This window comes from Streptosporangium sp. NPDC003464, assembly GCF_053588315.1.
On the sequence record NZ_JBSFPS010000142.1, the window covers coordinates 1 to 25,020 of the forward strand.

General features: G+C 72.0%; 18 protein-coding genes. 12 read left to right on the forward strand and 6 right to left on the reverse strand.

Features of this window, described 5'->3' with window-relative positions:
- Both ACWDS7_RS27930 and ACWDS7_RS27935 read right to left on the reverse strand, forming a co-directional pair.
- The coding region (locus ACWDS7_RS27930; RefSeq protein WP_451931697.1) for an RtcB family protein at positions 1–857 on the reverse strand (857 nt) is incomplete at its 3' end.
- Between the two features lie 776 nt (positions 858–1,633).
- Positions 1,634–2,083: a hypothetical protein gene (locus tag ACWDS7_RS27935; protein WP_451931698.1), complete on the reverse strand. Its 450-nt coding sequence runs from the start codon at positions 2,081–2,083 to the stop codon at positions 1,634–1,636.
- A gap of 681 nt (positions 2,084–2,764) precedes the next feature.
- On the opposite strand from ACWDS7_RS27935, the gene ACWDS7_RS27940 reads away from it, so the two are divergent.
- From ACWDS7_RS27940 to ACWDS7_RS27955, 4 genes are all read left to right on the forward strand, one after another.
- Positions 2,765–3,580: a hypothetical protein gene (locus ACWDS7_RS27940; protein ID WP_451931699.1), complete on the forward strand. Its 816-nt coding sequence runs from the start codon at positions 2,765–2,767 to the stop codon at positions 3,578–3,580.
- Between the two features lie 1,181 nt (positions 3,581–4,761).
- Positions 4,762–4,899 carry a hypothetical protein gene (locus ACWDS7_RS27945; protein WP_451931700.1) on the forward strand — a complete coding sequence of 46 codons (138 nt, stop codon included), beginning with the start codon at positions 4,762–4,764 and terminating at the stop codon, positions 4,897–4,899.
- Between the two features lie 155 nt (positions 4,900–5,054).
- Positions 5,055–6,302, forward strand: a complete 1,248-nt coding sequence (locus tag ACWDS7_RS27950; RefSeq protein WP_451931701.1) for a cytochrome ubiquinol oxidase subunit I — start codon at positions 5,055–5,057, stop codon at positions 6,300–6,302.
- 9 nt (positions 6,303–6,311) lie between these two features.
- A complete protein-coding gene (locus ACWDS7_RS27955; RefSeq protein WP_451931702.1) occupies positions 6,312–7,058 on the forward strand; it encodes a cytochrome d ubiquinol oxidase subunit II in 747 nt (248 codons plus the stop codon).
- 279 nt (positions 7,059–7,337) lie between these two features.
- Here ACWDS7_RS27955 and ACWDS7_RS27960 read toward each other — a convergent pair whose 3' ends face one another.
- The gene (locus ACWDS7_RS27960) at positions 7,338–7,568 is read right to left on the reverse strand and encodes a hypothetical protein (protein ID WP_451931703.1); all 231 of its coding nucleotides are present in this window, start codon (positions 7,566–7,568) and stop codon (positions 7,338–7,340) included.
- 177 nt (positions 7,569–7,745) lie between these two features.
- On the opposite strand from ACWDS7_RS27960, the gene ACWDS7_RS27965 reads away from it, so the two are divergent.
- The 4 genes from ACWDS7_RS27965 to ACWDS7_RS27980 all read left to right on the forward strand — a co-directional run bounded on the left by ACWDS7_RS27965 (position 7,746) and on the right by ACWDS7_RS27980 (position 10,817).
- On the forward strand, positions 7,746–8,936 hold the full coding sequence (locus tag ACWDS7_RS27965; protein ID WP_451931704.1) for a histidine kinase: 1,191 nt from the start codon (positions 7,746–7,748) through the stop codon (positions 8,934–8,936).
- Positions 8,933–9,616: a response regulator gene (locus ACWDS7_RS27970; RefSeq protein ID WP_306863117.1), complete on the forward strand. Its 684-nt coding sequence runs from the start codon at positions 8,933–8,935 to the stop codon at positions 9,614–9,616. Before ACWDS7_RS27965 ends, ACWDS7_RS27970 begins: the two co-directional genes overlap by 4 nt.
- 289 nt (positions 9,617–9,905) lie before the next feature.
- Positions 9,906–10,262 (forward strand): hypothetical protein, encoded by a 357-nt coding sequence (locus ACWDS7_RS27975; RefSeq protein WP_306863115.1) that lies wholly within the window; start codon positions 9,906–9,908, stop codon positions 10,260–10,262.
- A gap of 153 nt (positions 10,263–10,415) precedes the next feature.
- On the forward strand, positions 10,416–10,817 hold the full coding sequence (locus ACWDS7_RS27980; RefSeq protein WP_451931705.1) for a VOC family protein: 402 nt from the start codon (positions 10,416–10,418) through the stop codon (positions 10,815–10,817).
- 88 nt (positions 10,818–10,905) lie between these two features.
- On the opposite strand, the gene ACWDS7_RS27985 is transcribed toward ACWDS7_RS27980, so the two are convergent.
- Entirely contained in the window at positions 10,906–12,564 is a 1,659-nt protein-coding gene (locus ACWDS7_RS27985) for an alpha-amylase family protein (protein WP_306863109.1), read from the reverse strand.
- Between the two features lie 143 nt (positions 12,565–12,707).
- Between ACWDS7_RS27985 and ACWDS7_RS27990 the strand changes: the two genes are divergently transcribed.
- The 4 genes from ACWDS7_RS27990 to ACWDS7_RS28005 all read left to right on the forward strand — a co-directional run bounded on the left by ACWDS7_RS27990 (position 12,708) and on the right by ACWDS7_RS28005 (position 19,045).
- Entirely contained in the window at positions 12,708–13,115 is a 408-nt protein-coding gene (locus tag ACWDS7_RS27990) for a hypothetical protein (protein WP_451931706.1), read from the forward strand.
- Positions 13,116–13,206: 91 nt separating this feature from the next.
- Positions 13,207–15,471 (forward strand): protein translocase subunit SecD, encoded by a 2,265-nt coding sequence (gene secD / locus ACWDS7_RS27995; protein ID WP_451931707.1) that lies wholly within the window; start codon positions 13,207–13,209, stop codon positions 15,469–15,471.
- Positions 15,472–17,473: 2,002 nt separating this feature from the next.
- Complete coding sequence (locus tag ACWDS7_RS28000) at positions 17,474–17,674, forward strand: EF-hand domain-containing protein (RefSeq protein WP_306863101.1); 201 nt, start codon at positions 17,474–17,476, stop codon at positions 17,672–17,674.
- A gap of 117 nt (positions 17,675–17,791) precedes the next feature.
- Positions 17,792–19,045, forward strand: coding sequence for a PucR family transcriptional regulator (locus tag ACWDS7_RS28005; protein WP_451931708.1), 1,254 nt, complete (start codon positions 17,792–17,794; stop codon positions 19,043–19,045).
- On the opposite strand, the gene ccrA is transcribed toward ACWDS7_RS28005, so the two are convergent.
- Both ccrA and ACWDS7_RS28015 read right to left on the reverse strand, forming a co-directional pair.
- Positions 19,026–20,336 carry a crotonyl-CoA carboxylase/reductase gene (gene ccrA, locus ACWDS7_RS28010; protein WP_451931709.1) on the reverse strand — a complete coding sequence of 437 codons (1,311 nt, stop codon included), beginning with the start codon at positions 20,334–20,336 and terminating at the stop codon, positions 19,026–19,028. The two genes, ACWDS7_RS28005 and ccrA, sit on opposite strands and share 20 nt — an antisense overlap.
- Positions 20,333–24,931, reverse strand: coding sequence for an SDR family NAD(P)-dependent oxidoreductase (locus ACWDS7_RS28015; protein ID WP_451931710.1), 4,599 nt, complete (start codon positions 24,929–24,931; stop codon positions 20,333–20,335). Before ACWDS7_RS28015 ends, ccrA begins: the two co-directional genes overlap by 4 nt.
- Positions 24,932–25,020: the final 89 nt, after the last annotated feature.

Consider the following 25,020-nt stretch of genomic DNA (forward strand, 5'->3'; position numbering starts at 1 on the left):
GCCACGAGATAGGAGGGGGTGCCTCGCGTACCGGCGATGAGCACGTCGCGGCCGTCACCCGGCGCCGCCCCCTTGCGGTGCAGGTAGACCCCGTCGCGGACCTCGACCAGGTTGTGGCACTGGTCGACGAGCGGCTCGGCGGGCTCGGCCCCCAGGGCATGGGCGACCCGGGCGGCCATCAACCGCCGGTTGAGCGATCCCCAGCGCACGGCGTCGTCATGCATCGCCAGGTAGGCGCCGGGATCAGGGGCGGGGCCCGCGCCGTGGACCGCGGTGTGCGCCCGCAGGATCCGTTCGCCCAGCCCCCGGGAACCGCTGTGGACGATGAGAACCAGGTCGCCGTCGGCGAGTCCGAGACGGCTCGCGTGGCCCGGCTCGAAGACGGTCCCGATCCGCGCCAGCTCGACGAAATGATTGCCCCGGCCGACCGTCCCGAGGCCCTCGACGTGACCGGCGGGGATATCGCCCTTCACAACGGCCCAGGCCGGGTCGTCGGCATCCTGCTCGGGATCCAGCGCGCGATCGAGGTCGGGGAAGCGGGCGGCGAGCTTCTCGGGTACGGCGCGCTTGAGCTTCATGGGGAACACGGCGATGCCGCATCCGATGTCGGAGCCCACCAGGAAGGGGTACAGCACGGTCGACGCCATGGCGGCGCCGATGGGGGCGCCCTTGCCGGGGTGCAGGTCCGGCATGCCGGCGACGTGCATCATGCCATCGAGGGCGGCCACCTGGTGGCACTGCGCGAGGGCGTCGGACTCGATCCAGCTCGTCGGGGAGGCGAACACGGTGACGGTGGCCGGACCCATGGCCGTGGTGGACGGCAGCGGGGACTCCTGCCGGGAGTGTTGCTGAGACAAAAAGGTTCTCTTCCCTTAAAGGGGTATGGGCTGACAGCGTTACGGGGCGCGTCGGCGCCGTGGCATCTCGGAGTGGCGGGGTGCTGTCCGTCAGAGCGTCATGGACACCACGTTCCCTGAGCCCCACCACGCGAGGCAAGCGGTTTTCGGTCGTACGGGCCTGTATGCCTGCACGCACTGCCATCTCATGACATGCGCGTCGCTGCGGTCGACACGCTGGAGAACACGGCGGATGCGCGCACCCTCATGCCGTGACCTCACGGTTAGGTCGCGCCGGCGGAAGGCGTCGACTCGTACCGCTAATGGCTGAGTTGCTGGTGACGACCCGGCGGAACATCTCCGAGATCGTCCCGCGCTTGTCCCGTGACCTTTGACCTACGGCTGCATATGACGGCAATCGGCTACATGTGATCGCTTAAAAGGGAGCGGGCTGAGCCCCAGGTCAAGAGCTAAGCCCCTCGCGGTACGCCCATGAGCCGGACAACCTCCGACGGAGCCGGCAGAGATTCGCACCGCGGCCGAACTCGGAGCCGTACGACTTCACGATCTTCGTCACACCTGCGTCAGCCTGCTGCTCGACCTGGGCGTGCCTCCGCACGTCATCCGGAGATCGTCGGCCACTCCGACATCGAGGTCACCATGACGGTCCATGCCCCCGCCTCCCTCGGCGACGAGCGCGCAGCCCCAGAAAGGCCCGGGGACGCTCTCGGCTGATAGAGATCTTGATCGAAACGCCTCGGGCCTGATGTTCCGAGGCGCTCCGTTTTCCCGCTCGGTCAATCCCCGGTAACCCCCCAGAACGCGATCTCGCTCGGTCGCCGCTGCTCGTCATACAAGGCGGTGTAACAAGCGTGGCCACGCTCCTCAATCACGCTGTCCACCTCCTCATGCGCTCTCCCGAAGTCGACACGCGTCGGCTTCGATGTGCCGAACAATCTGGTTGTCTCCTCCGGGGTAAGCGGCCTGGCTGCGCAGACCTCAGGCTCTTCGCCCTCGCCCAGGACCTCGAAGACGTCCAGCACCGAATGAGTGAACGAATGCTGCACGCCCTCGTCCTGCCATAACTCCTCCACCGTGGAAGGCCGAGGCCGCTGAGGAGATCCCCAGCGTCCGTCGTAAAGCCAGAAGTAGTCGCCTTCCTGAAAAGCACGTTCGTGAGCCGCCGCAAGCGCAGCCGAAACATCCTGTTGATACGGCGTGAAGTAGGTCCACGCTGAACCACCCATGACTCTTCTCCTCAGCCGACGGCGCACCTGCACTGAAGTACGAGAGACGTTACCGGTTGATGCCGACAAATAGATCAGTCACACAGTGTCCATGGGCACGTTGTCGCCAGCGTTGTCGTCAAACAGAACCAAGAACGCCCCGGCCATGATCGGCTCGGGCGTTTTCGCTGCTCTTATGAGGTGGTCCGGGGCGGGGTCGAACCACCGACCTTCCGCTTTCAGGCGGAGCGATCGTCCTCGTCGGGCTGCGGATGCTCTGGTCAGAGGGTGGTGGACGGCGGCCGGGGTGAGTCCGTATGCGGAGACGTTGCTGTCAGCGCTGCTGTCACTCACTGGCATGCACAGTCTCGGCCTTCTGATCCGTAGCCGGTTCGAGATCGCTTGCTGGCGTCCACAGGTGTCAGAAGCACCTGCTAAGCGGCTTCAGCTTGATCGGCTTTCAGGGGCGTGCACCGATGTCCAGGGATGTCGTTGGCAACGGCGTTAGCAGATTCATTGGGCTGGTGACCCATTCGTGGCGGCACGTCAGCAGGAGCCGCCCTTTCCTGAATGCTCCATTGCCGTCCGCCGAACCGGCCGGCTTGCCTTCTTCATGATCCGGTGATCGAAAAGAGACCTCGGGCCGGGAAAATCAGCAGCGCCTTCCCGGCACGGTGGGGGAATCGAGAGAGGACAGCTCGGATGAGGCGATGGATCGCCACGATCGCCGTCGCGGTGACCGCGTCCGTCGCGGTCACCGGGCTCGGCACCGCTGTGGACGCTCAGACGACCCCGGCCGGCCCGGTCGACGCGCTCAGGCGTCAGCTCGTCGAGAACCGGGGCGTGACCATGGCGGAGGTCACCACCTGGTGGAGAGAGGGGGAGAGAAACAGTTTCAGGCAGAAGACCCGCGCCGAGTTCGGCAAGGGCACGGTGACGGCCACCGATGTCAGAGACGTCGCCGGATCCAACGTTCCCGAGCCTCCCGCACGGTTCCTCACGTTCAAGGGTCGGACGTACTGCCAGGGCTGGATCTGTCCCGCTCCCGAGGGGAAAACCTGGGTCCTGTTCTACGAGGACGAGGAGACCCGTCCCTTCCTGACCGCCGGTGGGATCGATCTCGGTGATCCGGCCGCGTTGCAGGCGGTGCTGGCCACGACCGAGGCCAACCGCCCGGGAGGCGTCTACGACGGCACCCGCACCACGATCCACCAGGGGGCGATCACCTACGCCCAGCTCTACAAGGCGTCTCCCGGGTTCCGCGACGAGTACGGCGGAAAGCCGCCCACCGGGAGAGACGCGAAGGTCAAGATCTCGTGGCGGCTCTGGCTCGGCAAGGACCAGCTGGTACGCAGGGTCCAGGCCTCTTGGAACGAGTGGGTCGCCAACGGCGCCAATGTCCGGGATTTCCATGTCGTTGACGCTCGCCTTACCGGTTGGGGCGCCGAGCTCGACATCCCCGCCCCTTCCGCCGACGAGACAGCGGGGCGGGACGACTGGAGGGATTCCCCCAAATAGCGCTCTCTCCTGAACCTGGCTGCCGAGGGGGAAGTACCACTCCGGTGACCGCCCCTCCGTGAAGCTCCATGAGCCGGCTCGACAGCGGTGACCGCCTCCTCCACGGCAGGGTCTCGGTTGCCGGCCTCAGAGGGTGCTCTCTCCTTGGCTGACGCCTCGTCAACGGCATCTCGCCCTGCTAGATGGTGATTGCGGGTCGATGGAGAATGATCCTGTAAGGCGGTGTCGCTGTATCGGCTGCTGTGCAGCACTCCTCATCCCTCGTGAGATACGGCGTGGCCTTTCGCTGAATCGGCGTCGAGCGACTCTCTCAGGATTGGCTCTGAGCCAAGATGATCCAAGCACTGTGACGTGGGAGGGCGCATGATCGTGTTCACGTGTGCAGGCTGTGATGCCTCACTGACCTTACCCGTGTCACAGGTCGCGCTCCCCGCTCACGCCCATCAGAAGTACGGCCACGAACTACTTCCCGTGCTCATGGAGCCCGGGACCTACGCGGTGAACCCGGAACCCTCCGGGCCGCCGTGGCGGCGGTGGGAGGAGATCGGCGCGGAGGAGGCAGAAACCCGCGACGTGTACGCGCCGACCTATGCCCTGTCGTACGGGCCACCGGGAGCGGTCGCGGTCGCGCTGGGTGACGTCCGCGGGACCGTTCTGATTCCGGAGCGGTGCGACGGCCTCTGCTGCGGTCTGGACAGCAGAAACGGTCCCAACCTGGCGTGCGCGCAGTGCGGGCGTGCCGTGGCCACCCTCATCGACGACTGCTCGTACTGGCAGGTGGTGTGGCTGGACCCGCGCGCCGTACGTCTCTTCGACGTCGATGCGCCAGCCCGCCGAGTGCTCAGCTGGGAGGAACTACGGGAACAGCCGGAGAGACCGCCGGTTGAGCCGATCGGGGTGTGGAGCCCGGTGTGGGAGGCAGCGGTCTCGGTGGCGCTGGCCCACCTGCTGGCCGCGTCGGGCGGTGCACGGGTCGTGGTTCCCAGTGGCCCTGTCGCCGATGCGTTCCGTCCGGTGCTCGATGCCCTGCTCCCGGCTGAGCCGCCGACGAGGAGCCTAGCCCTGGCCGGGCCGGGCCTGCCCGCCACCGTCACGGACATCGCTTTGGTTCCGCAGCACCCGCAAACTGGGGAGACATGGTCGTCCGGCACGGAGGCGGCGGTGCCGCTGGCTGCCGATGTATGGATGTATATGGCCTTCAGCCGCAATCGGCGGCTCCGTCCCGCGTCGGGCGGGCCAAGCTGCACGCGCGGGACCGGACCCAGCTCGTGGTCCTCGCCTACGAGGCGGGCGTGGTCACCCCCGGCTGGATGGACTAACAGCCGGCGAGCCCGGCCGGCCACGCGTCGGCGCCCGGGCCGCAGGGGTGACGTGGCGGGTGTACGGACGGGCGGCGGGGACACAACTTCTGGAGTACGGCGTATGCGCGCTGGGAGGGACGCGCGGGCGGTGACCGTACCGGAAATCTGAGGGCATGGAGACGCTCGACCTCGCCCGCCTGCAGTTCGCCCTCACCGCAGGGTCACACTTCCTGTTCGTCGCCCTCACCCTGGGTCTGGCCACCCTGGTCGCGCTCATGCAGACCCGGGCGACGCTGACCGGCTCGGCCGTGCACCGGCGGATGGCCCGGTTCTGGGGACGGCTCTACGTGATCAACTACGCGATGGGGATCGTCACCGGGCTGGTGATGGAGTTCCAGTTCGGCCTGGTCTGGAGCGGGCTGACGCACTTCGCGGGCAACGTGTTCGGCGCCTCGCTGGCGATGGAGACGCTCACCGCGTTCTTCGTCGAGTCGACGTTCCTGGGACTGTGGATCTTCGGCTGGGACCGGCTGAACCGGTGGGCGCACCTGGGGGTGCTCTGGGTGGTCACGCTCACCGCCTACGCCTCCGCCTACTGGATCCTGGTCTCCAACGGTTTCCTGCAGAACCCGGTCGGCGCCGAGGTGGTGGACGGCGTGCTCCGGCTCACCGAAGCGGCGGCGGTGCTGACCAATCCGGCGGCGCTCACCGCGTTCGGCCACATCCTCTGCGGCGCGCTGGTGGTCGCCGGGTTCTTCGTGGCCGGGGTGAGCGCCCACCACCTGCGCAGGCGCACCGAGGAGCAGGAGTTCTTCCGCCGGTCGCTGCGGATCGGCGTGTTCACCGCGCTGCCCGCGCTGATGGCCACCGCGGCGTTCGGCGGCGTCCAGTTCGGTACGGCGCAGCCGATGAAGCTGGCCGTCTACCGCGGCGCGGCGCAGGAGGTGGCCCGGCTCCAGGCCGAGACGGCCGCCGCGCACGGGCCCGGCGACTACGCCCCGCCCGCCGGGCTGGTGCAGGGCAGCGCCACCACGATGATGATCCTCTTCGCGCTGATGCTGCTGATCGCGGGGCTGAGCGCGCTGCTGGCGCTGTTCCCGTGGGCGGTCCGCCGGCTGCGGATCTGGCACGTGCTGCTGACCGCGGCGGTCCCGCTGCCGTTCGCCGCCATGCTCGCCGGCTGGGTGTTCCGCGAGGTGGGCCGTCAGCCCTGGGTGGTGTACGGCCTGCTGACCACCCAGGACGCGCTGGGCGAGCTGTCACCCAGCGCGGTCCGGTTCTCGCTGGCCGCCTTCGCCTCGCTGTTCGGTCTGCTCGTCGCGGTCAACACCTGGATGCTCGCCCGCAGCGCCCGCCAGGGCCCGGCGGCCGCCGAGACCAGCCACGTCCCCGCCGAGCCGCTGCCGGCCCCGGCCTTCTGAGGAGATTCCATGGAGATCACGCTTCTGGCGTTCTTCGCCGTCGGCTACTTCGTCCTCGCGGGCGCGGATCTGGGGATCGGCATGCTCCTGCCCCACCTCGGCCGCTCCTGCGACGAGCGCGGCCGGGTGCTCGCCTCGATCACCCCGCTCTTCATGAGCAACGAGGTCTGGCTGGTCGCCGCGGCCGGGGTCCTGGTGGGCGCCTTCCCCGTCCTGGAGGGGGAGCTGCTCAGCGGGCTGTATGTGCCGTCCGTGGCGCTGCTGCTCGGCTGGGTGGTCCGGGACGCGGGGATCTGGCTGCGCGGCGGGGTCGACCGGGCCGCGTGGCGGCGCGGGTGTGACGGCGCCGTGGTCGCGGGGAGCTGGGCGGTGGCGCTGAGCTGGGGGTTCATCCTCGCCGGGATGGGCGAAAGGTCCGTCACCGGCTCCGCGGCGATCGTCGTGCCCGCCGTCGCCGCCCTGTTCTGCGCCCACGGGACGGCCTTCGCCGGCCTGCGGCTGGGCGGCGCCCCGAAGGCGCGGGCCCGGCGGCTGTCCGGAGCCTCGGGCGAGCGCCCGGTCTACGCCCTGACCTCGGGCGGGATGGCGCTGGTCTGTCTGCTGGCCGGGTCCCGCCTGCCACTGGCGGAGAACCTGGCCGATCCGGCGACCCTCGCCCTGCTCACCCCGGCACTGCTGGTGATCACTCCCGTGCTGGTGGCGTCGCAGGTGTGGCTCTGGCGGGTCTTCGACCGCGCTCCGATCAGGTCGCAGTGATCATGTAGGCCAGGCCCAGCAGGATGACGACAGGGATCAGCCACACCACGGCCTCGACTGCGAACTCCTTGTACACGGTCAATTTCTCCCTTTAGGTCGCACTAAATCCATAGCATTGGCAATGCGAAGCATATGCGCCCCCAGGGGTGGTCCCGCACGCGGGCCCGGGACGCCCGCTGCCGGCCGGGGACACGGCCGTGGGAATCGTTCCGGTGGGCGAGGGGCGCCCTGTACGGATGCGACGGGGTGCCTCCGGAGGTCATGGGGCGCCTCCGGAGGTCATGACGGCCGGGTCCGTTCCTCGGCGATGACCAGGATGGCCCCCAGGGCCGCCAGGGTCAGGTTCGCGTAGAGCTCGTAGCCGGTCAGGAAGTCCAGGCGGGGGAGGATGACGCGGTTGAAGAAGTTGAGGAAGACGCCGAAGAAGGGCTGGACGGCCAGCTGGTCGATGGTCCCGCTGGCACCTTGGAAGATCATGACGATCCCCAGTAGCCGGATGATTCTGCGCATGGTCGAACGCTAGGGACCGTCGCCCCGGAGACGGATCGGTCATCGGGATCCTCCGCCTCGACCGATGTCGCCGCCCCTGGGCGCCGTGGCCGACGGAAGTATCGCCCGTCGCGACTTCGGTATCGCCCGCTGCTCGCGGCGGACCGGCCTCTCCTCGAAGCCCTAGGCTCGGGAAGAATGAACGGATCTGCGACTGCGTCCACGCGCCGGCGCGGCCTCCGCGACTGGGTCGTGGACACCGGCCTGTTCCTGCTCGCGGCGCTCTACGGGGTCCTGATGTCCGCCACGCGGCTGGAGGCGCTCCCCCTGCCGGGACCGAGCTGGCTGTTCGGCCTCGACCAGCTCACCGGTGTGCTGGGCTGCGTCGCGCTGTGGCTGCGCCGCGGCCGGCCGGTCGAGCTCGCCCTGGTGCTGGTCGCCCTGTCGACGTTCTCCGAGCTGGTGGCCGGCGCGATGCTGGTGGCGCTGTTCACGGTCGCGGTGCACCGTTCTCCGCGGACCACGGCGGCCGTCTTCGCGCTGAGCATGCTCACCGCGCTCGGCTACGTCGTGCTCCGCCCCGAACCCGGCACGCCCGGTGTCCTGGTGTTACTGCTGGGCGTCACGATCCAGGGCGCCGCGGTCGGCTGGGGTCTGTTCATCCATCACCGGCGCCGGCTCGTGCTGTCGCTGCGCGACCGCGCGGCCCGCGCCGAGACCGAGGCCCACCTACGCGCCGAGCAGGCCCAGCTCCACGCCCGCGAGCGGATCGCCCGGGAGATCCACGACGTGCTCGGCCACCGGCTCTCGTTGCTGAGCGTGCATGCCGGCGCGCTGGAGTACCACCCCGGCGCCCCTGCCGAGGACGTCGCCCGCGCGGCCAAGGTGATCCGGGAGAGCGCCCACCAGGCGCTGCAGGACCTGCGCGAGGTCATCGGCGTTCTCCGCGCCCCGGTCGGCGAGCTGCCCCAGCCCACCCTCGCCGACGTCCGGCAGCTCACCGCCGAGTCGGGCCTGGCCGGGATGCGGGTGGACCTGCGGGAGGAGCTCACCGGGACCGTCCCCGACCGGGTGGGCCGCACCGCCTACCGGATCGTGCAGGAAGCCCTGACCAATGCCCGCAAGCACGCCCCGGCGGCCGAGGTGCGCGTACACGTGGCGGGGGCGCCGGGCCGAGGGGTGACCGTCGAGGTGCGCAACACCGCCCCCGCCGCCGCCACACCCGCGCCCATGACCGACACCACCGCCGCGCCCGCGCCCGCCGCGGGGTCCGGTCAGGGCCTCGTCGGCCTCGCCGAACGCGTCGCCCTGGCCGGCGGGCGCCTGGAACACGGGCCCACCGCCGCGGGTGGCTGGCGGCTGGCGGCCTGGCTACCCTGGCCGCCATGACCGCATCAGAGCCGTGGACGGTCGGCGTGCTCATCGTCGACGACGACCCGCTGGTCCGCACCGGTCTGGTGATGATGCTGGGCGGCGCTCCCGACATCCGCGTGGTGGCCCAGGCCGGTGACGGCACCCAGGTGCTGCCCCTGGTCGATCGGCACGCCCCCGACGTGGTCCTGATGGACATCCGGATGCCCGTGATGGACGGGCTGGCCGCCACCGAGGCCCTGCGCGCCCGCCCGGGCGCGCCGGAGGTCATCGTGCTGACCACCTTCGACGCCGACGACCACGTCCTGCGCGCCCTGCGCGCCGGAGCCGCCGGGTTCCTCCTCAAGGACACCCCACCCGACGAGATCGTGACCGCGGTGCGCCAGGTCGCCCAGGGCTATCCCGTGCTGTCCCCGGCGGTCACCCGGCGCCTCATCGCCCGGGTCGCCGACTCCGGCCGCGACCGGCGTCGCACCCGTGCCGGGGACCGCCTGGCACTGCTGAACGACCGCGAGCGCGAGGTCGCCGTGGCCCTCGGTCACGGCAGGTCCAACGCCGAGATCGCGGCTCTGCTCTACCTCAGCGTCCCCACGGTCAAGACCCACGTCTCCGGCATCCTCACCAAGCTGGGCCTCAACAACCGCGTCCAGATCGCGCTGCTGGTCCACGACGCCGGGCTCCTGGACGACCAGGAGTGACGGCCCGCGGGATCCTCCGCCGCCCGCCTGTCCGGCCTCCCCCGTCCGCCACGCCGGCCCGGAGGGGGCGCGCCTCTCCGACGCCCGCCTCCGGCTGATCGCGCTCAGCGCCTCCGCCCGGAGGGCGCCGGCCCGGCGGCTGCGAGGAGACGGCCGACCTCCGTCGGCTCTCTCCCGGCGGGGCAACGCGCCCCGGAAGGGAGGCGATACCTCAGGACGATGCCAGCCAGAGGCACTTCGGTTGCTGATTGTAGTGTTATGACTACATTTCATCGAAGGAGTGCGGGCGATGGCAGACACGGGTGACGGGCAGCCGGACGTCCTCAGCGAGCGGCTCACGCTCGGCACGGGCTTCACCGAGGACGACCACCCCCAGGTCCTCGAACGGCTCGCCTCCCTGGGGAAACGGCTGCGCTCCCATCCCAGCGACTCGGTGGACCTGCGGCTGAGCGTCAAGAACCGTGGCCGGGCGGAGCAGAAGGTGACCCTCGAATGCCGGCTCGCCGGCGCCGAGCCCCTGGTGGCCACCTCGACCGAGCAGGAGCTGTCCACCGCGCTGACCGAGGTCCGCGACGACACGATCCATCAGCTGGACAAGCTCAAGACCAGGAGGGATCCGCGCCACGACCGCCCGCACCGGCCGTGATCCGCCGCTGCCGGGCGTGATGCGCCGGCGGACGGTTGAGCTCCGCCGGAGGGGCGGGCGAGCTCCGTCACTGACGGATGAGATGCCGGGAATGTCAAATATGGCGATCACGCTGTGCCCGGCAGGGAACCACCGACTGTCCGAGGAGCCGTCATGACCGTCCGAGAGCTGCGCCTGGTCGTCACCGCCGCCGACTACGAGGAGGCACTGCGGTTCTACCGCGATGTGCTGGGCCTGCCCGAGCGGGCCGCCTTCTCCTCCCCCGACGGCCGGGTGACGATCCTGGAGGCGGGCCGGGCCACCTTGGAGATCGCCGACCCGGCGCAGGCCGATTTCATCGACCAGGTCGAGGTGGGGCAGCGGGTGGCCGGGCACATCCGGGTGGCCTTCGAGGTGGACGACTCGTCCGCCACCACCGCGGAGCTGGCCGGGGCCGGGGCCAAGGTGATCGCCGAGCCCGTCCGCACCCCGTGGAACTCCCTCAACTCCCGCCTCGAAGGCCCGGCCGAGCTCCAGCTCACGCTCTTCACCGAGCTGGGCCCCGAGGAGAGCTGACCTGGACCCGCCCCCCACCTCCGGAGAGCTCCCCGGAGGTTCCGATGAACTCCCGGATCAGCTCGGTGAGCTCGGCGGGCCACAAACCCTAGTGGCTCTTGGCCGAGGTGCTCTCCAGGGGCGCGTCGGGGACGGCGGCGCGCAGCCAGCGGGTGCCGTACGGCTCGAGGCCGAACGTCACCCGGCCGTCCGGGGGCAGTTCGAGGCTGCCGTCCACCAGCAGGTCGGTCAGCAGCTCACAGTGGCCGAGATCGCGCAGCACGAGCTCCACCCGCGCCTCACGGTCGGCGAAGTTGTGGACGGCGATCACGGTGCCGCCCTCGGCGTCGGCCCGGTGGGCCAGCACGGCCGCGTCCCCGGCGTCCAGCACCTCGTAGCGGCCCCAGGCCAGCTCCGGCGACTCCCGGTAGCGCTCGACCAGCATGGTGACCCATCTCAGCAACGAGTCGGGGTCACGCCGCTGGTCCTCCACGTTGACCTTCCGCGGGCCGTACTCGCCGTCGGGAGAGGCGACGAGGGTCTTCGGGTCGGGTGAGAACCCTCCGGAGCGGGACCACTGCATCGGGATCCGGACCGCCATCCGGCCCTCGGCCCCGAGGTTCTCGCCCAGGCCGATCTCCTCACCGTAGAAGAGCACCGGCGTGCCCGGCAGGGAGAACAGGACGCTGTAGGCCAGCTTGAGGCGCCGTGGGTCGCCGTCGAGCATCGGGGGCAGCCGGCGGCGCAGGCCGCGGCCGAAGACCTGCATGTCCTTCTCGGGCCCGAAGGCGTCGAAGACCTCCTGGCGCTCGGCGTCGGTGAGCTTGTCCAGGGTCAGCTCGTCGTGGTTGCGGACGAAGGTGGCCCAGTGGGAGTCGTCGGGCGGGTCGGGCCGCTCGCGCAGGGACTCGGCGAGCGCCCGCGGGTCCTGCCGGGCCATCGACAGGTGGAACCGCTGCATGCCGATGAAGTCGAAGCACATGGTGACCTGGTCGCCGTTGCCGTTGCCGAAATACTTCATCAGGTCCGGGTAGGGCAGGTTCACCTCGCCCAGCAGGATCGAACTGCCGTCACGACGGTTCATGAACGCGCGCAGGTCGGCGAGGAACTCGTGCGGATCACCACCGAGGCCCTCGATCAGGAACGGCACCGCGTCCACCCGGAAGCCGGACAGCCCCAGCTCCATCCAGAACCCGAGGATGCGCGCGATCTCGTCGCGGACCTCGGGGTTGTCGACGTTCAGGTCGGGCTGGAAGCGGTAGAAGCTGTGCAGGTAGTACTGGCCCGTCTTCTCGTCCAGCTCCCAGATGCTGTCCTCCTTGTCGGGGAAGACGATGGCCTTGGGATCGACCGGGTCGGGGTCGTCCTGCCAGACGTACCAGTCCCGCTTGGCGGAGTCCCGGCTGGAGCGCGCCTCCTTGAACCAGGGGTGCTCGTCGGAGGTGTGGTTGACCACCAGGTCGGCGATCACCCGGATGCCCCGGTCCCTGGCGGTGCGCATGAACTCCACGAAGTCGCCGAGGGTGCCCAGGCGAGGGTCGACGGAGTAGAAGTCCGTGATGTCGTAGCCGTCGTCACGGTTGGGGGTCGGGAAGAACGGCATCAGCCAGATGCAGGTCACCCCGAGCCGGTCCAGGTGGTCGATCTGCTGGGTGAGGCCGCGGAAGTCCCCGATGCCGTCACCGTTGCCGTCCTTGTAGGTCTCGACGTCCAGGCAGTAGACCACCGCGTTCTTCCACCACAGATCAGCTGTGTAGGTCAGTCGCATGCCGACGCACTACCCGTGTGCGGGCCGTTTACCGGAGGATCGCGCACGCGCCTCGCCGGAGGAGGGGCCCCTGCTCCCTGTCCGGGCACCGGCCACACCCACCGCCGAGGGGCTACGGTGGGAGCGACACCCTGGAGGAGAACATGCGGCAGTCGAGGCGCGGAGCGCCGTTCGGCTGGCTGCTCGCCCTCCTGCTCCCGCTGCTCGTCTCCGGCGGGGTGCACGCGGGCGGCGTCACCGCCCTCCTGGGACATGCCGGCGTCACCTCGGTCGCCGGGGAGCACCGGCCGCTGTTGCGCGAGGCCCGCCCCGGCGGGGAGCGCCGGCCGCGGTCCCACCAGGTTCTCCCCAGCGGGGAGCAGCACCTGCTCACCACGGGCCACGCCGGGACCGGAGCCGGGGGCGGCCACCCGGCCGTGGCCGGCCCGGCCGCCCGGCACCTGCCCCCCGCCTCCGGCGCCGGCCCGCGCCCGGCCGGCGCCGACGATCCACGCCCGCTCGCGGCCCTGCTGGTCAGGCCCGCCCGGGCACCGCCCTCCACAGGCGTCTGAAGCACCTCGTAGCCGGGCCGCGGACACTCCGCGCCGGCCACGGGTGCTTCGCCGTACCCGGACACCATTCCCCAAGCCTGTGGAGGCTTCCATGTCGCGTGCCCCCGTGGTGCGCGCGGTGACGGCGTTCGCCGTCATCGCCGTCTCACTCGTCATCGCGTTGACCATGTCCCCGCGCCTCGGTCTCGACCTGCGCGGCGGCACCCAGATCGTCCTGGAGACCAGGGACTCCCCGACCGTCAAGGCCGACGCCGAGGCCACCGACCGCACCCTTGAGGTGCTCCGCCGCCGCGCCGACGCCCTGGGCGTGGCGGACGCGCCGCTGGCCCGTTCCGGCGAGCGGCGCATCATCGTGGAACTGCCCGGCGTGCAGGACCCGACCAAGGCCGCCGAGGTCATCGGCAAGACCGCCCAGCTCACCTTCCACCCCGTCGTCGCCCTGGCCGACGCGGCGACCTCGCCCAAGTCCGGCGAACAGGTCGTCGCCGACGAGGACGGCGTCAAGCTGCTCATCGGCCCGGCCCGGCTCACCGGGGACGGTGTCGGGGACGCCCAGGCCGGGATCGACCCCCAGCAGGGCAGCGGCTGGTACGTCACCGTGGACCTGCGTGAGGGGGGCCGCCGGGCATGGGCCGAGCTGACCGGTGAGGCCGCCTGCAACCCGGTGGGCGACCCGAAGCGGCGGGTCGCCATCATGCTCGACTCCAAGATCGTCGTATCGCCCCAGGTGAACGAGGGCGTGGCCTGCAAGGTGGGCCTGCCGGGCGACTCCACGCAGATCACCGGCTCCTTCACCGCCGAGGAGGCGGCGGACCTGGCCGCGCTGATCAAGGGTGGCTCGCTGCCGGTGCCCGTCGAGATCGTCGAGCAGCGGATCGTCGGCCCGACGCTCGGCGCGGCCGCGATCGCGGCCAGCGCCCAGGCGGCCGTCATCGGCGTGCTGCTCACCGCCCTGTTCATCGTGGTGACCTACCGGCTGGTGGGCTTCATCGCCGCCATCGCCCTGGCCTGCTACGCGCTCGTCTCCTACGCGGCGCTGGTGGCGCTCGGCGCCACGCTCACCCTGCCGGGACTGGCGGGTTTCGTCCTCGCGATCGGCATGGCGGTGGACGCCAACGTGCTGGTCTTCGAGCGCGCCAGGGAGGAGTACGCCGCCGGGCCGAGGCTCCGGCCGGCACTGGAGAAGGGCTTCCGCAACGCCTGGAGCGCGGTGGCGGACTCCAACATCACCACCCTGCTCGCGGCGGGACTGCTGTTCTTCCTGGCCTCGGGACCGGTGCGCGGCTTCGGCGTCACGCTGAGCATCGGTGTGGTCGCCTCGCTGGTCACCGCGATGGTCGTCACCCGCGTGCTGGCCGAGTGGGCGGTGCGGCGGCCGGCGGTGGCGAAGCGGCCGGGGCTGACCGGACTGTCCGGCATCGGACGCGTCCGGACCTGGCTGAACGCGCGCGGACCCCGCCTGATGCGCCACCGCGCGGTGTATTACACGGTCACCTGCGTGCTGCTGGCCGGGGCCGTGGCCGGGGTGGCGGTGCGGGGGATCAGCTTCGGGGTGGAGTTCACCGGCGGCCGGCTGGTGGAGTACTCCACCGGCGTCCCGATCAGCGCGGACGCCGCCCGCGACCTGGTCGCCGGGGCCGGGTTCCCGGACGCGGTGGTGCAGGCGTCGGGCGAGGACGTCTCGGTGCGGACCGGCCGCATCGGCGACGCCGACCTGGCGAGGATCGAGACGGCGCTGGAGAGCGGGGCCGGGCCGATCGCCAAGGAGCGCGACGAGCTCATCGGGCCGAGCCTGGGCGAGGAACTGCGCCGCAACGCGCTGATCGCGCTGGGTGTGGCGCTCGCCGCGCAGCTCGGCTACCTGGCCTTCCGCTTCCGCTGGACGTTCGGCCTGGCGACGGTGCTGGCCCTGGTCGTGGACGCGTCGGTCGTGGTCGGCGCGTTCGCGTGGCTGGGCAGGCCGGTGGACGGGGTGTTCCTGGCCGCGATGCTCACCGTGATCGGCTATTCGGTCAACGACAAGGTCGTGGTCTTCGACCGCGTCCGCGAGCTGTGGGCGCGGCGGCCCCGGACGCCGTTCGCGGAGGTGACCGACACCGCGATCCTGCAGACCCTGCCCCGTACGGTGAACACGGGTCTGGGCGCGCTGTTCATCCTGGTCGCGCTGGCCGTGCTCGGCGGTGACTCGCTGACCGACTTCGCGGTGGCGCTGCTGATCGGCGTCGTCACCGGCACGCTGTCCTCCGCGCTGGTCGCCGCGCCGCTGGCGGTGGAGTTCGAGAAGCGCAGCTCCGCGCCGCCGCCGCGGCCCCGGAGCGCGCCCCGGCCTCGCGAGGGGTCGGGTGCCGTGGTCTGACGGCGGCCGGTCGGGATCGACCGCCGTCGCCTCCGGGGCGACCCCTCGGGAGATCGGGGGCAGGCCCTCCGGGGAGGGCACAGGCGGGTGAAGGTGCGGGCCGAGACCGGCCCGCACCCTCACCTGTTACACCTACCGAGCTTCACCTGTCGAACGTCTGCCCCACCGGTCCGGACGTCTGCCCTACCGGTTCGGACGTCTGCCCTATCGGTGCCCCGGTGTCCCCGTGTCCCGTTCGACCGCGCCGGCCGGCCCTCGGCCCGCGCGGTCTCCGGCACGGTCTCACCGGGCGTGGAGTCCGATCCCGCTTCCGGCGGGGATCAGAAGCACCAGCTCTGGCAGGCCGTGAAGGCCGGCAGGACGTGCAGGACGGGGCGGGGTACGACCTGCAGGACGACGGGACGGGTGGGGACGGCAGGGCGGATGGAGACGGTGCGCACCTGCTGAGCCGCTCCAGGAGGACCGGGAGGTCCTTCCGGCCCCTGCGGGCCTTCGGGACCCTGCGGGCCTTCCGGACCTTCAGGACCCTGGGGGCCTTCCGGTCCCTGGGGGCCTTCCGGTCCCTGGGGGCCTTCCGGGCCCTCAGGACCGGCAGGACCCTCAGGACCAGCGGGACCAGCGGGACCCTCAGGACCCTCAGGACCCTCAGGACCAGCAGGGCCCTCAGGACCGGCAGGACCCTCAGGACCCTGGGGGCCTTCCGGTCCCTGCGGACCCTCCGGACCGGCAGGACCCTCAGGGCCAGCGGGGCCTTCAGGTCCGGCGGGGCCCTCAGGACCGGCGGGGCCTTCAGGACCGGCGGGTCCCTCAGGACCGGCGGGGCCCTGCGGACCTTCCGGACCCTGCGGACCTTCAGGTCCCTGTGGTCCCTCAGGGCCGGCAGGACCCTCGGGACCTTGCGGACCGGCGGGACCTTCGGGACCCTGCGGACCGGCGGGACCGGCAGGACCTTGCGGACCGGCGGGACCCTGGGGACCGGCCGGGCCCGGGGGGACCGCGCAGAGGAACAGCGGCAGGTGGAGCCACCTGCACAGCGGAATGTAGCTCTGCGGAGCCGAACCGGTGGCCGGCTTCACATAGCTGATCTCACTGACCTGGGTGATCTCCGGAATGAAAGTGGCGCGATTCTCCCAGTAACCGAGGGAGGCGTTGCAGAAATCGCTGGACACCCCTGCCGCGAGGGGAAGGAAGGCCAGCTTTCCGCAATAGGGGTCATTAGCCTCATAGCGGGCATGCGCCTGATTCATCAACCAGCCCGGCGCCATGTCGGCACTCGCTGGGACAGACGACTGAGCAAGAACAGCCCCAGCGAGCGCGCCGCCCGCCAGGATGCGTTTCATAAGGGTAGCCACACCGTCTTCTCTCTCCTGCCCCAACCGCCGAAAAACCCGGCGCCGGCAGTTTTGAACCGACCGGGAACACCCACGAACAATGCCTTCCAAATCCAGTTGATGCATCAGACGAGAAACGCGCGTTTCTTTGCCGACGGTAAATATGAATCGCCAGATAAAGCCAATATGCATATCGCGTTAATATTCGCAGTAAACGGCCTTAATCTCGCAACACCGGCAACGGGGCCGAACCCGTCACGGCGGGCGGACAGGGCCACCATCACGGCGGCACCTGGCAAGCGGGTCGCGCCGGGAGGCGGGGACGCCAGACCAGAGGGACGCGCCGGACCGGCCGGAAGGGACGCATCGGCGCCGGACCGCCCGGAGAGCCCGCCGGACCGGTCAGAGGGCCCGCCGGAACAGCCGGGAAGGCGCACAGGACCGGCCGGGAAGCCCGCAGGATCGGCCGGAGGGACGTGCCAGGCCCGCCCGGGGACGCACCGGGCCGGCCGGGGAGACCCGTCGGGCCGGCCGGGGAGGCACAGGCGGCCGGGGAGGCACAGGCGGCCGGGAGCGGCCTCCGGCGCCGCCGGCCCACCCTCCTCCGCGCCGCGATCCCCCGCTAATGTGCTTGCGTCCCATTTCCCTGCTGCCGGAAGGCGGATGCACCCGTGGCGGATGACTACGCGACGACTTTCAAGATCATTGATGTCGACGGTGACGGCCTGATCTCGGCCACCGAGATGACGCGCCTGATGGAGGTGCTCGGCCAGCCGATCACCCCCGAGGCCGCCGAGGCCGCCATCGCCAGGATCGACCTGGACGGCGACGGACTGATCTCCCTGGAGGAGTTCGCCGGCTACCTCAAATAGCCCCACCCCTCCCGCCGGAAGCCGCACATGTTGCATTTGAGACAAGAACAAGCGTTTGCTACTTGCTCAAAGTGTCAATGAGATCAGAATGTGAGGCGCACTCCGACGGGAGGGTCCATGGCGACAAAAGAAGATTCCAGGCTCGTTGCCACCGGTTTCGGTGACCGTAAGAGAAGATCTCACGACCTGTCCGACCAGCGGCTATGGAGATCCGCACCGGCGGAGGTGGCCAGGCTGCTGAGACCGGGCCTCACCGAGGTGGCCGATCAGGTGATCAAGGAGATCACGGTCCGGATCCCCGAGTACTCCCGGCCGGCCGACGCGATCTACATCAAGGCCATCCGGCTGGCCGTGGACGAGGCCCTGCGCCAGTTCGTGGACCGGATCGAGAACCCCAGTGCGCCGTGGGAGCCCGAGGTCTTCCGCACCATCGGGCGCGGTGAGGCCAACGAGGGCCGCAACCTCGACCCCCTGCAGACCGCGATGCGGCTCGGCGCCCGGGTGGCCTGGCGGCGGCTGACCGAGCAGTCCGAGCACCTCGGCCTCACCCCGCAGCACCTCTACGACCTGGGCGAGGCCATCTTCGTCTATCTCGACCAGCTCGCCGACGCCGCCGCCGAGGGCTTCGAGGAGGCCAGGGCCCGCGCGGCCGGAGAGATCGAGCGCCGCCGCCGGCGGCTGATGGACCTGCTGCTGAGCCAGCCGGCCGCCTCCCCCGACGCGATCGCCGACCTGGCCAAGGCCTCGGGCTGGCGGCTGCCCAGGACCGTGGCCGGGGTCGCCCTGGACGAGCACTCCAGGGGCTACCGCCCCCCTTCGCTCCCGCCGGACGTGCTGTCCGGCCTCGACCGGCCCGGCCCCTGCCTGATCGTCCCCGACCCCAACGGCCCGGGCCGGGCCCAGACCCTGGAGGCCGGGCTGCGCGGCTGGAAGGCCGCCGTCGGGCCCGCCGTACCGCTGGCCGCCGCCGCGACCTCGCTGCGCTGGGCCCGTGAGGCGCTGGACCTGCACCGGCGGGGCGTGCTCACCGAGGAGCGCGGCGTGCTCCGCTGTTCCGATCACATGGCCACGCTTATCGTGTTCAAGGACGAGGAGCTGGTCAGCGCCCTCACCGAGGTGCGGCTCGCGCCGCTGGCCCACCTGCGTCCCAGCCAGCAGGACCGGCTGGCCGAGACGTTGCTGGCGTGGTTACGGCACGGCCGGGGCGCCGGGGAGGTCGCCGCCCGGCTCCACGTGCACCCGCAGACCGTGCGCTACCGGCTGCGCCAGCTCGAGGAGCTCTACGGCGACCAGCTCAGCGATCCGGACATCCGGTTCGAGCTGGAGATCGTCCTGCGGGCCAGGCGGTCCGTCAGCTCCGGAACAGCCTGATCCGATCCTCACCGATGCGCTCCCTGAGCGCGCGGTCCTCGACGCCGAGGTCCTCGGCGGGGGCCAGACCCAGCACGCCGACCTTGCCGACATGCTTGTTGAGCTGTACGGCACGGGCGGCGTCGCCGGTCTGGTCGAGGGGGTAGACCGTCGACAGGGTGGGTTGGAGCACGCCCAGCGAGAGCAGCCGGTTGACCTCGTGGCACTCCTGGTAGTTCGCCCCGTGGGAGCCGACGATCCGCTTGAGCTTCATCCACAGGTGCCGGTTGTCGTACTCGTGGGCGTAGCCGCTGGACGACCCGCAGGTGACGACCGAGCCGCCGCGCCGCGCGACGTAGACGGACGCGCCGAAGGTGTCCTTGCCGGTGTGCTCGAAGACGATGTGCGGATCCTCCCCCACCTGCCGCCGGACCTCGGCGCCGAGCCTGCGCCAGGACTTCTCGTCGTTGAGGTGGTCGAACTGCGAGCGGTCCACGATGTGCTCGCAGCCCATCCGGCGCAGGAGGGCGGCCTTCTCGTCGGAGCTGACCACGCCCACCGGGATACCGCCGCCGTTCCTGACGAGCTGCACGGCGTACGCGCCGAGCCCGCCGGTCGCGCCCCAGATCAGCACCACGTCGCCCTGCTTCATCCGGGAGCCGCGCTCGCTGACCAGCATCCGGTAGGCGGTGGAGGCGCACAGCATGTTGCAGGCGGCCTCCTCCCAGGTCAGGTGCCTGGGCTTGGGGAGGAGCTGGGTGGCCTTGACCACCGCGAACTCGGCCAGCCCGCCGTAGTTGGTCTCGAACCCCCAGGCGCGCAGGTCGGCGCCGAGCATGGAGTCGGAGTGGGTGATCGGGTCCTGCTCGTCGACGTAGGCGGGCGAGATGACGACCCGGTCGCCGATCTTCCAGCGCCGTACGGCGGCGCCCATCCGGACGATCACCCCGGAGGCGTCCGAGCCGAGCACGTGGAAGTCCCGGTCGTGGCGCGGGTCCTCACGCCCGAACCGCTCCAGGAACGCGAACGTGGGGATCGGCTCGAACATGGCCGTCCACACGGTGTTGAAGTTGATGGCGCTGGCCATGACCGCGATCAGCACCTCGTCCGGGGCGAGCTCCGGCATCGGCACCTCGGACACGTGGATGGACCTGGTGATGTCCTTGTCGACGTCGTTGACGCCGTGCGGGCTCCGGCCGAACATGCCGACCTCGTCCTTGCGGGTGTGGGCCGCCCGGAAGGTCGTGGGGACCTCCAGGCGCGCGAGCTCTTCGGGATCGGCACCGTCGACGACGGCCTGTGCGAGTGTCACAGCTGGCCTCCAAGGTGAGCGGCGATGACTTGGACGTGGGGCGGGTCGAGCAGGTTGAGGTGGTGCGACCCGGGGATCGTGACGATCTCCAGCCCCGGACTGAACGGGCCGAATCCCCTTGTGGGGTCGTCGGCGTGGGCGTATCGGGTGTCTTCGACCGCCCAGGGGGTCGGGTCCGTGGAGCGGTAGAGCACCACGCGGCCCTCGTACGTCCCGGCCCGGTATCCCTCGATGGCCCGGGTGTCCTCGTGCGAGGTGATCTGGTGCCGGAGGATGGCCTCCCCCAGCAGGTCCAGCACCCCCGATCCGGCGATGCGCGCCTCGGCCAGGGCGAGCTGGCCGGCCTCGCTCAGGCCCGCGAGCTCGTCGTAGGCGAGCCGGACGGGCACCCCGTAGGTCTCGGTGAGATAGGTGGCGAAGTCGGCGTACCGCCTGGCCGCGATCCGGGTCCGCTCCGCGGCCGCCACCTCGTCCGGCAGGCCAGAGTCGATCATCACCACCAGCTCCACGTTCTCCGCCCCGAGCTGCCGGGCGATCTCGAACGCCAGGATCCCCCCGAACGACCATCCCCCCACCCGGTACGGCCCGGCGGGCTGCACCTTCCTGATCTCCGCCACGTACCGGGCGGCCCGCTCGCTCACCCCCGCCTCGGCGCCGAGGGCCCCGACGCCGTCCAGGCGCTCCAGCCCGAACACCACCTGGCCGGCTCCCAGCGCCCCGGCCAGCAGCGCGTACACCCCCGTGGTCCCACCGGCCGGATGTCCCAGGAACAGCGGCACCCGCCCGTCCCCCGGCGCCGTGGGAGCGCCGGCCGCCGGTACGCCAGGCCCCGGTGCGCCGGCCGCCGTCGCCTCGGCCGCCGGCGCGGCGCGGCGGGCGGCCAGGTACGCGCGGGCCGCGGGGGTCAGCGGGCGGACGACGCCCCGGGCGGCCTCCTCCTCGTCGATCTCCCGGAGCAGGCCGGCGACCTGGGCCCCGGTGAGCACGCCGTCGGCGGCCAGCTCGCGGCCAGTCTCCCGGCCGAGGACGTCCAGCACGACGGGCAGGACACCGGCCGGGATCTCCTCGGTGACCCCGGGCACGCGCCCGAGGATCCGGGTGAGGGCCGCCACGACCTGCCGTTCCGCCGCGTCCCTGGGCTCGACCGGGTGCGTCCCGGCGGTGCCGTGGATGCCCAGCCCGGCGGCCACGGCCACGGCGACGTCCCCGAGCGTCGCGCCCTGCAGCAGCAGCGCGGTCGGCACGGCCACCCCGAAGTCGTGCTCGATCATGCCCCGCACCCGGGTGGCCGCGAGCGAGTCGAGGCCCGCCTCGGTGAGCACCGTGCCCTCCTGGAGCCAGGCGGTCTCGAAGCCCAGCACGACGGCCGTCCGCTCCCTGACCTTGGCGACGACGGCCTCCAGGGCCTGGCCGGGCTCCATCGCGGCCAGCGCCTCGGGCCCCGCCCAGTCGCCACCGGTCACGGCCGCGCCCGCCAGGTCCGCGAAGTACGGCATACGCGCGATGCCGGGGAAGGCGGCGACGGCCGCCGCCGCGTCCAGCCGCAGCACGCCCGCGGCGTCCACCCCCCGGGCCAGGAGCGCCTCCAGCGCCTCGACGCCCTCGTCCGGGGTCAGGGGCGCGACCGCGGGCAGCACCGCCTGGCCGGCCCCGCCGACGTCGGCCCAGGTGCCCCAGTTGATCGTCGTCCCGGGCAGTCCCTCGGCCCGGCGCAGGTCGCACAGGGCGTCCAGCCAGGCGTTCGCCCCCGCGTAGGCCGCCTGCCCGGGTGACCCGAGCAGTGCCGCCGCCGAGGAGAACGCCACCCACCAGTCGAGAGGCGCCTCCCTGGTCGCCTCGTGCAGCTGCAGGCCGCCGTGGACCTTGGCCGACCAGACCCGGTGCAGGTCCCCGGGGCCCACGTCGGTGACCAGGTGGTCGTCCAGCACGCCCGCCGCGTGGATCACCCCGCGCAGCCGTACGCCGCCGGCGGTGACCACGTCGACCAGCCCCTCGGCCACGCCCGGTAGGGTCAGGTCACCGGTCACCACCTGGACGTCGGCGCCCAGCGCCCGCAGTCCCGCGATCGTCGCGGCCCCCGCGGCCGACGGCCCCGACCGGCCGCCCAGCACGATCCGCCCGGCCCCCCGCTCGGCCAGCCACCGCGCCACCACCAGTCCCAGCCCGCCGTACCCGCCGGTGATCAGGTAGCCCCCGCCCCGCCGTACCACCGGCCCGTGCGCGCCGGCGCGGCGCCGGTCGCCGTCGTCCGGGAGCGCGGCCAGCCGGGCGGTGTAGCGGACGCCCGCCCGCCAGGCCACCTCGTCGTCCGGCCGGTCGGCCGTCAGCTCGGCCAGGAGCGCGTCCGGGCCGTCCACGTCGAGCAGCCGGGCCCGCAGCCCCGCCTGTTCGAAGGCCAGCACCCGGACGAGGCCGCGCAGCGCGGCGGCGCCGGGGTCGCCCGGCTCCCCGTCCAGTACGGCCTGCGCCCGGTCGGTGACGAGCCGCAGCCGCCGCCCGGTCCCCGCGAGCTCGGCGGCGATCCGGGTGACGGCGAGGTACAGGGCCTCGGCGCCGGCCGGGTTCAGGCCGCCCGGGGCCAGCACGACGACCTCCTCGGCCCCGTCGCCCGCGGGGAGTGCGAGCGGGGCCGGGACCGGCGCTGTCCGCCGGGGGGCGGAGCGCTGGGCCGGGACGAGGGAGGGCACGGGAGCGCTCGGCGCCACGCCGGGCAGGTCGAGGGGCACGCCGGGCAGGTCGAGGTGGCCGACGGTGTGCCCGGCGGCGGCGAGGTCGCGGGCGAGGCGCCCGGCCCGCGGATCCCCCTTTGCGGCCACGACGAGCCAGCCACGGGCCGGGCGCGGATCGGATCCATTCCCGGCCGGCGCGGTCTCGACACCTGGTCCCGGCTCCCACACCCGTGCCACGAGCTTGCCGGCCAGCGGGACCGGCACGGCGGTGGCCGGGATGTCCTTGGCCAGCAGTCCCACCGGAGTGCCGTCGCCTCCCAGCCGTCCGATCCCCACCGGCACCCCCGAGGGGCTCCGCAGCCGCTCGGCCAGCTCGGCGGGGCTCGGCGGGGACCCGGCCGGGGAGGGGCCGGGCACGACGGTCGCGGTGCCGTACCGGATCCAGACGCCCGCGGCGTTCCTGGCGTCGATCTCGACCTCGCCGGACGGGGTGAGGGTGGTGGTGACCGTGGCGGGCAGGGGCAGCAGCGCGTCCAGGGTGACACCGGTCAGCTCGGCCTCGCCCCGGACCTCGGTCCCCGCCGCCTGGGCGAGGGCCGCCACCACGGCCAGCGGCAGGACGGGCAGGCCGTGCAACCGCCAGAGCGAGGGGTCCAGGCGCCAGGGCGCCTCGGAGAGGTCGTCGACGGTCGTGGTCCACAGGTGCCCGGCGGGGCTCTCGACGTGCACGCCGAGCAGCGGGTGGCCGCCGGGCGGGAGCGCGGCGCGCCGGGCGGCGGAGACCCAGTGCCGCCCGTGCCGCCAGGGCGAGAGGGGAAGGTCGACGACCCGGCCGGAGGAGGCTGCGACCAGCGCCGGCATGGCGACCGCGGCCGCCGCGAGCTGCAGGCGCAGCTCCTCGTCGTGTCCCCGGCGCAGGGAGTGGGTGATCACCGTGCCCGCGGGGAGCGAGTCACGCATCGCCGAGGCCAGGACGGGGTGCGGGCTGATCTCGGTGAAGACGGTGTGGCCGTCCTCGGCGGCGGCCTGGAGGGCGGTGAGCAGGCGCACCGGGCGGCGGACCCCGGCGGCCCAGTAGGCGGGCTCGAAGGTGGGGACCTCGCGGGGGTCGTCGAAGACGGTCGAGTAGAACGGGATCTCGGGCTTGCCCCCGGCGATGGCGGCCAGTGCCTGGCGGAGCTTCGGCAGGAGCGGCTTGACCTGCGGCGAGTGTCCGGCGCCCTCGGCGGTCAGCACCCGCGACAGCAGGCCCCGCGCCCTGACCTCGGCGGCGAACTCCTCGACCCGGCCGGGGTCGCCGGTGACGACGCACTGCCGCGGCGAGGCGTGGACGGCGACGTGGAGGTCGGCGGGGACCTCTTCCGCGGCCACCTCCAGCACCGCCATCGCCCCGCCGCCGCCCAGCGTCCCGAGCAGGCCGGCGCGCCGGCAGATCACCCGGACCGCGTCGCGCAGCCCGATCCCGCCCGCGACCACGGCCGCCGCGACCTCGCCCATCGAGTGCCCGACGACCGCCACCGGCCGTACCCCGTGCGACGTCCAGAGCCCGGCCAGCGCCACCTGCACCGCGAAGATCACCGGTTGCGCGGTGGCCACGCCCTCCGCCTCCCGGCCCCCGGCGACGATCTCCCGCAGCTCGATGCCCGCCTCGTCCCGGAACATCGGGTCCAGCTCGTCGATCACTCCGGCGAACACCGGTTCCTCGGTGTAGAGCCGGGCCCCCATCCCCGTCCACTGCGAGCCGTACCCGGAGAACACCCACACCGGCCCGCGCCCGCCGGCCACCGCCGCCCCGGCGACGCCCCCGCCGCCCTGTACGGCCCGCAGCCCGGCCAGCAGCTCCCCGGCGTCCGCGGCCACGACGGCGGCCCCGGCCCGGCCGCGCCCGGCCCGCCGGGCGAGCGTGTGCGCGATGTCGCCGAGCACGACGCCCTCGGACGTGCGCTCCTCGGGTAGTGTCGGGCCGGTTGCCGTGCTCGTCTTCGTCCGGGTAGCAGGCGCCGTGGACGATGACC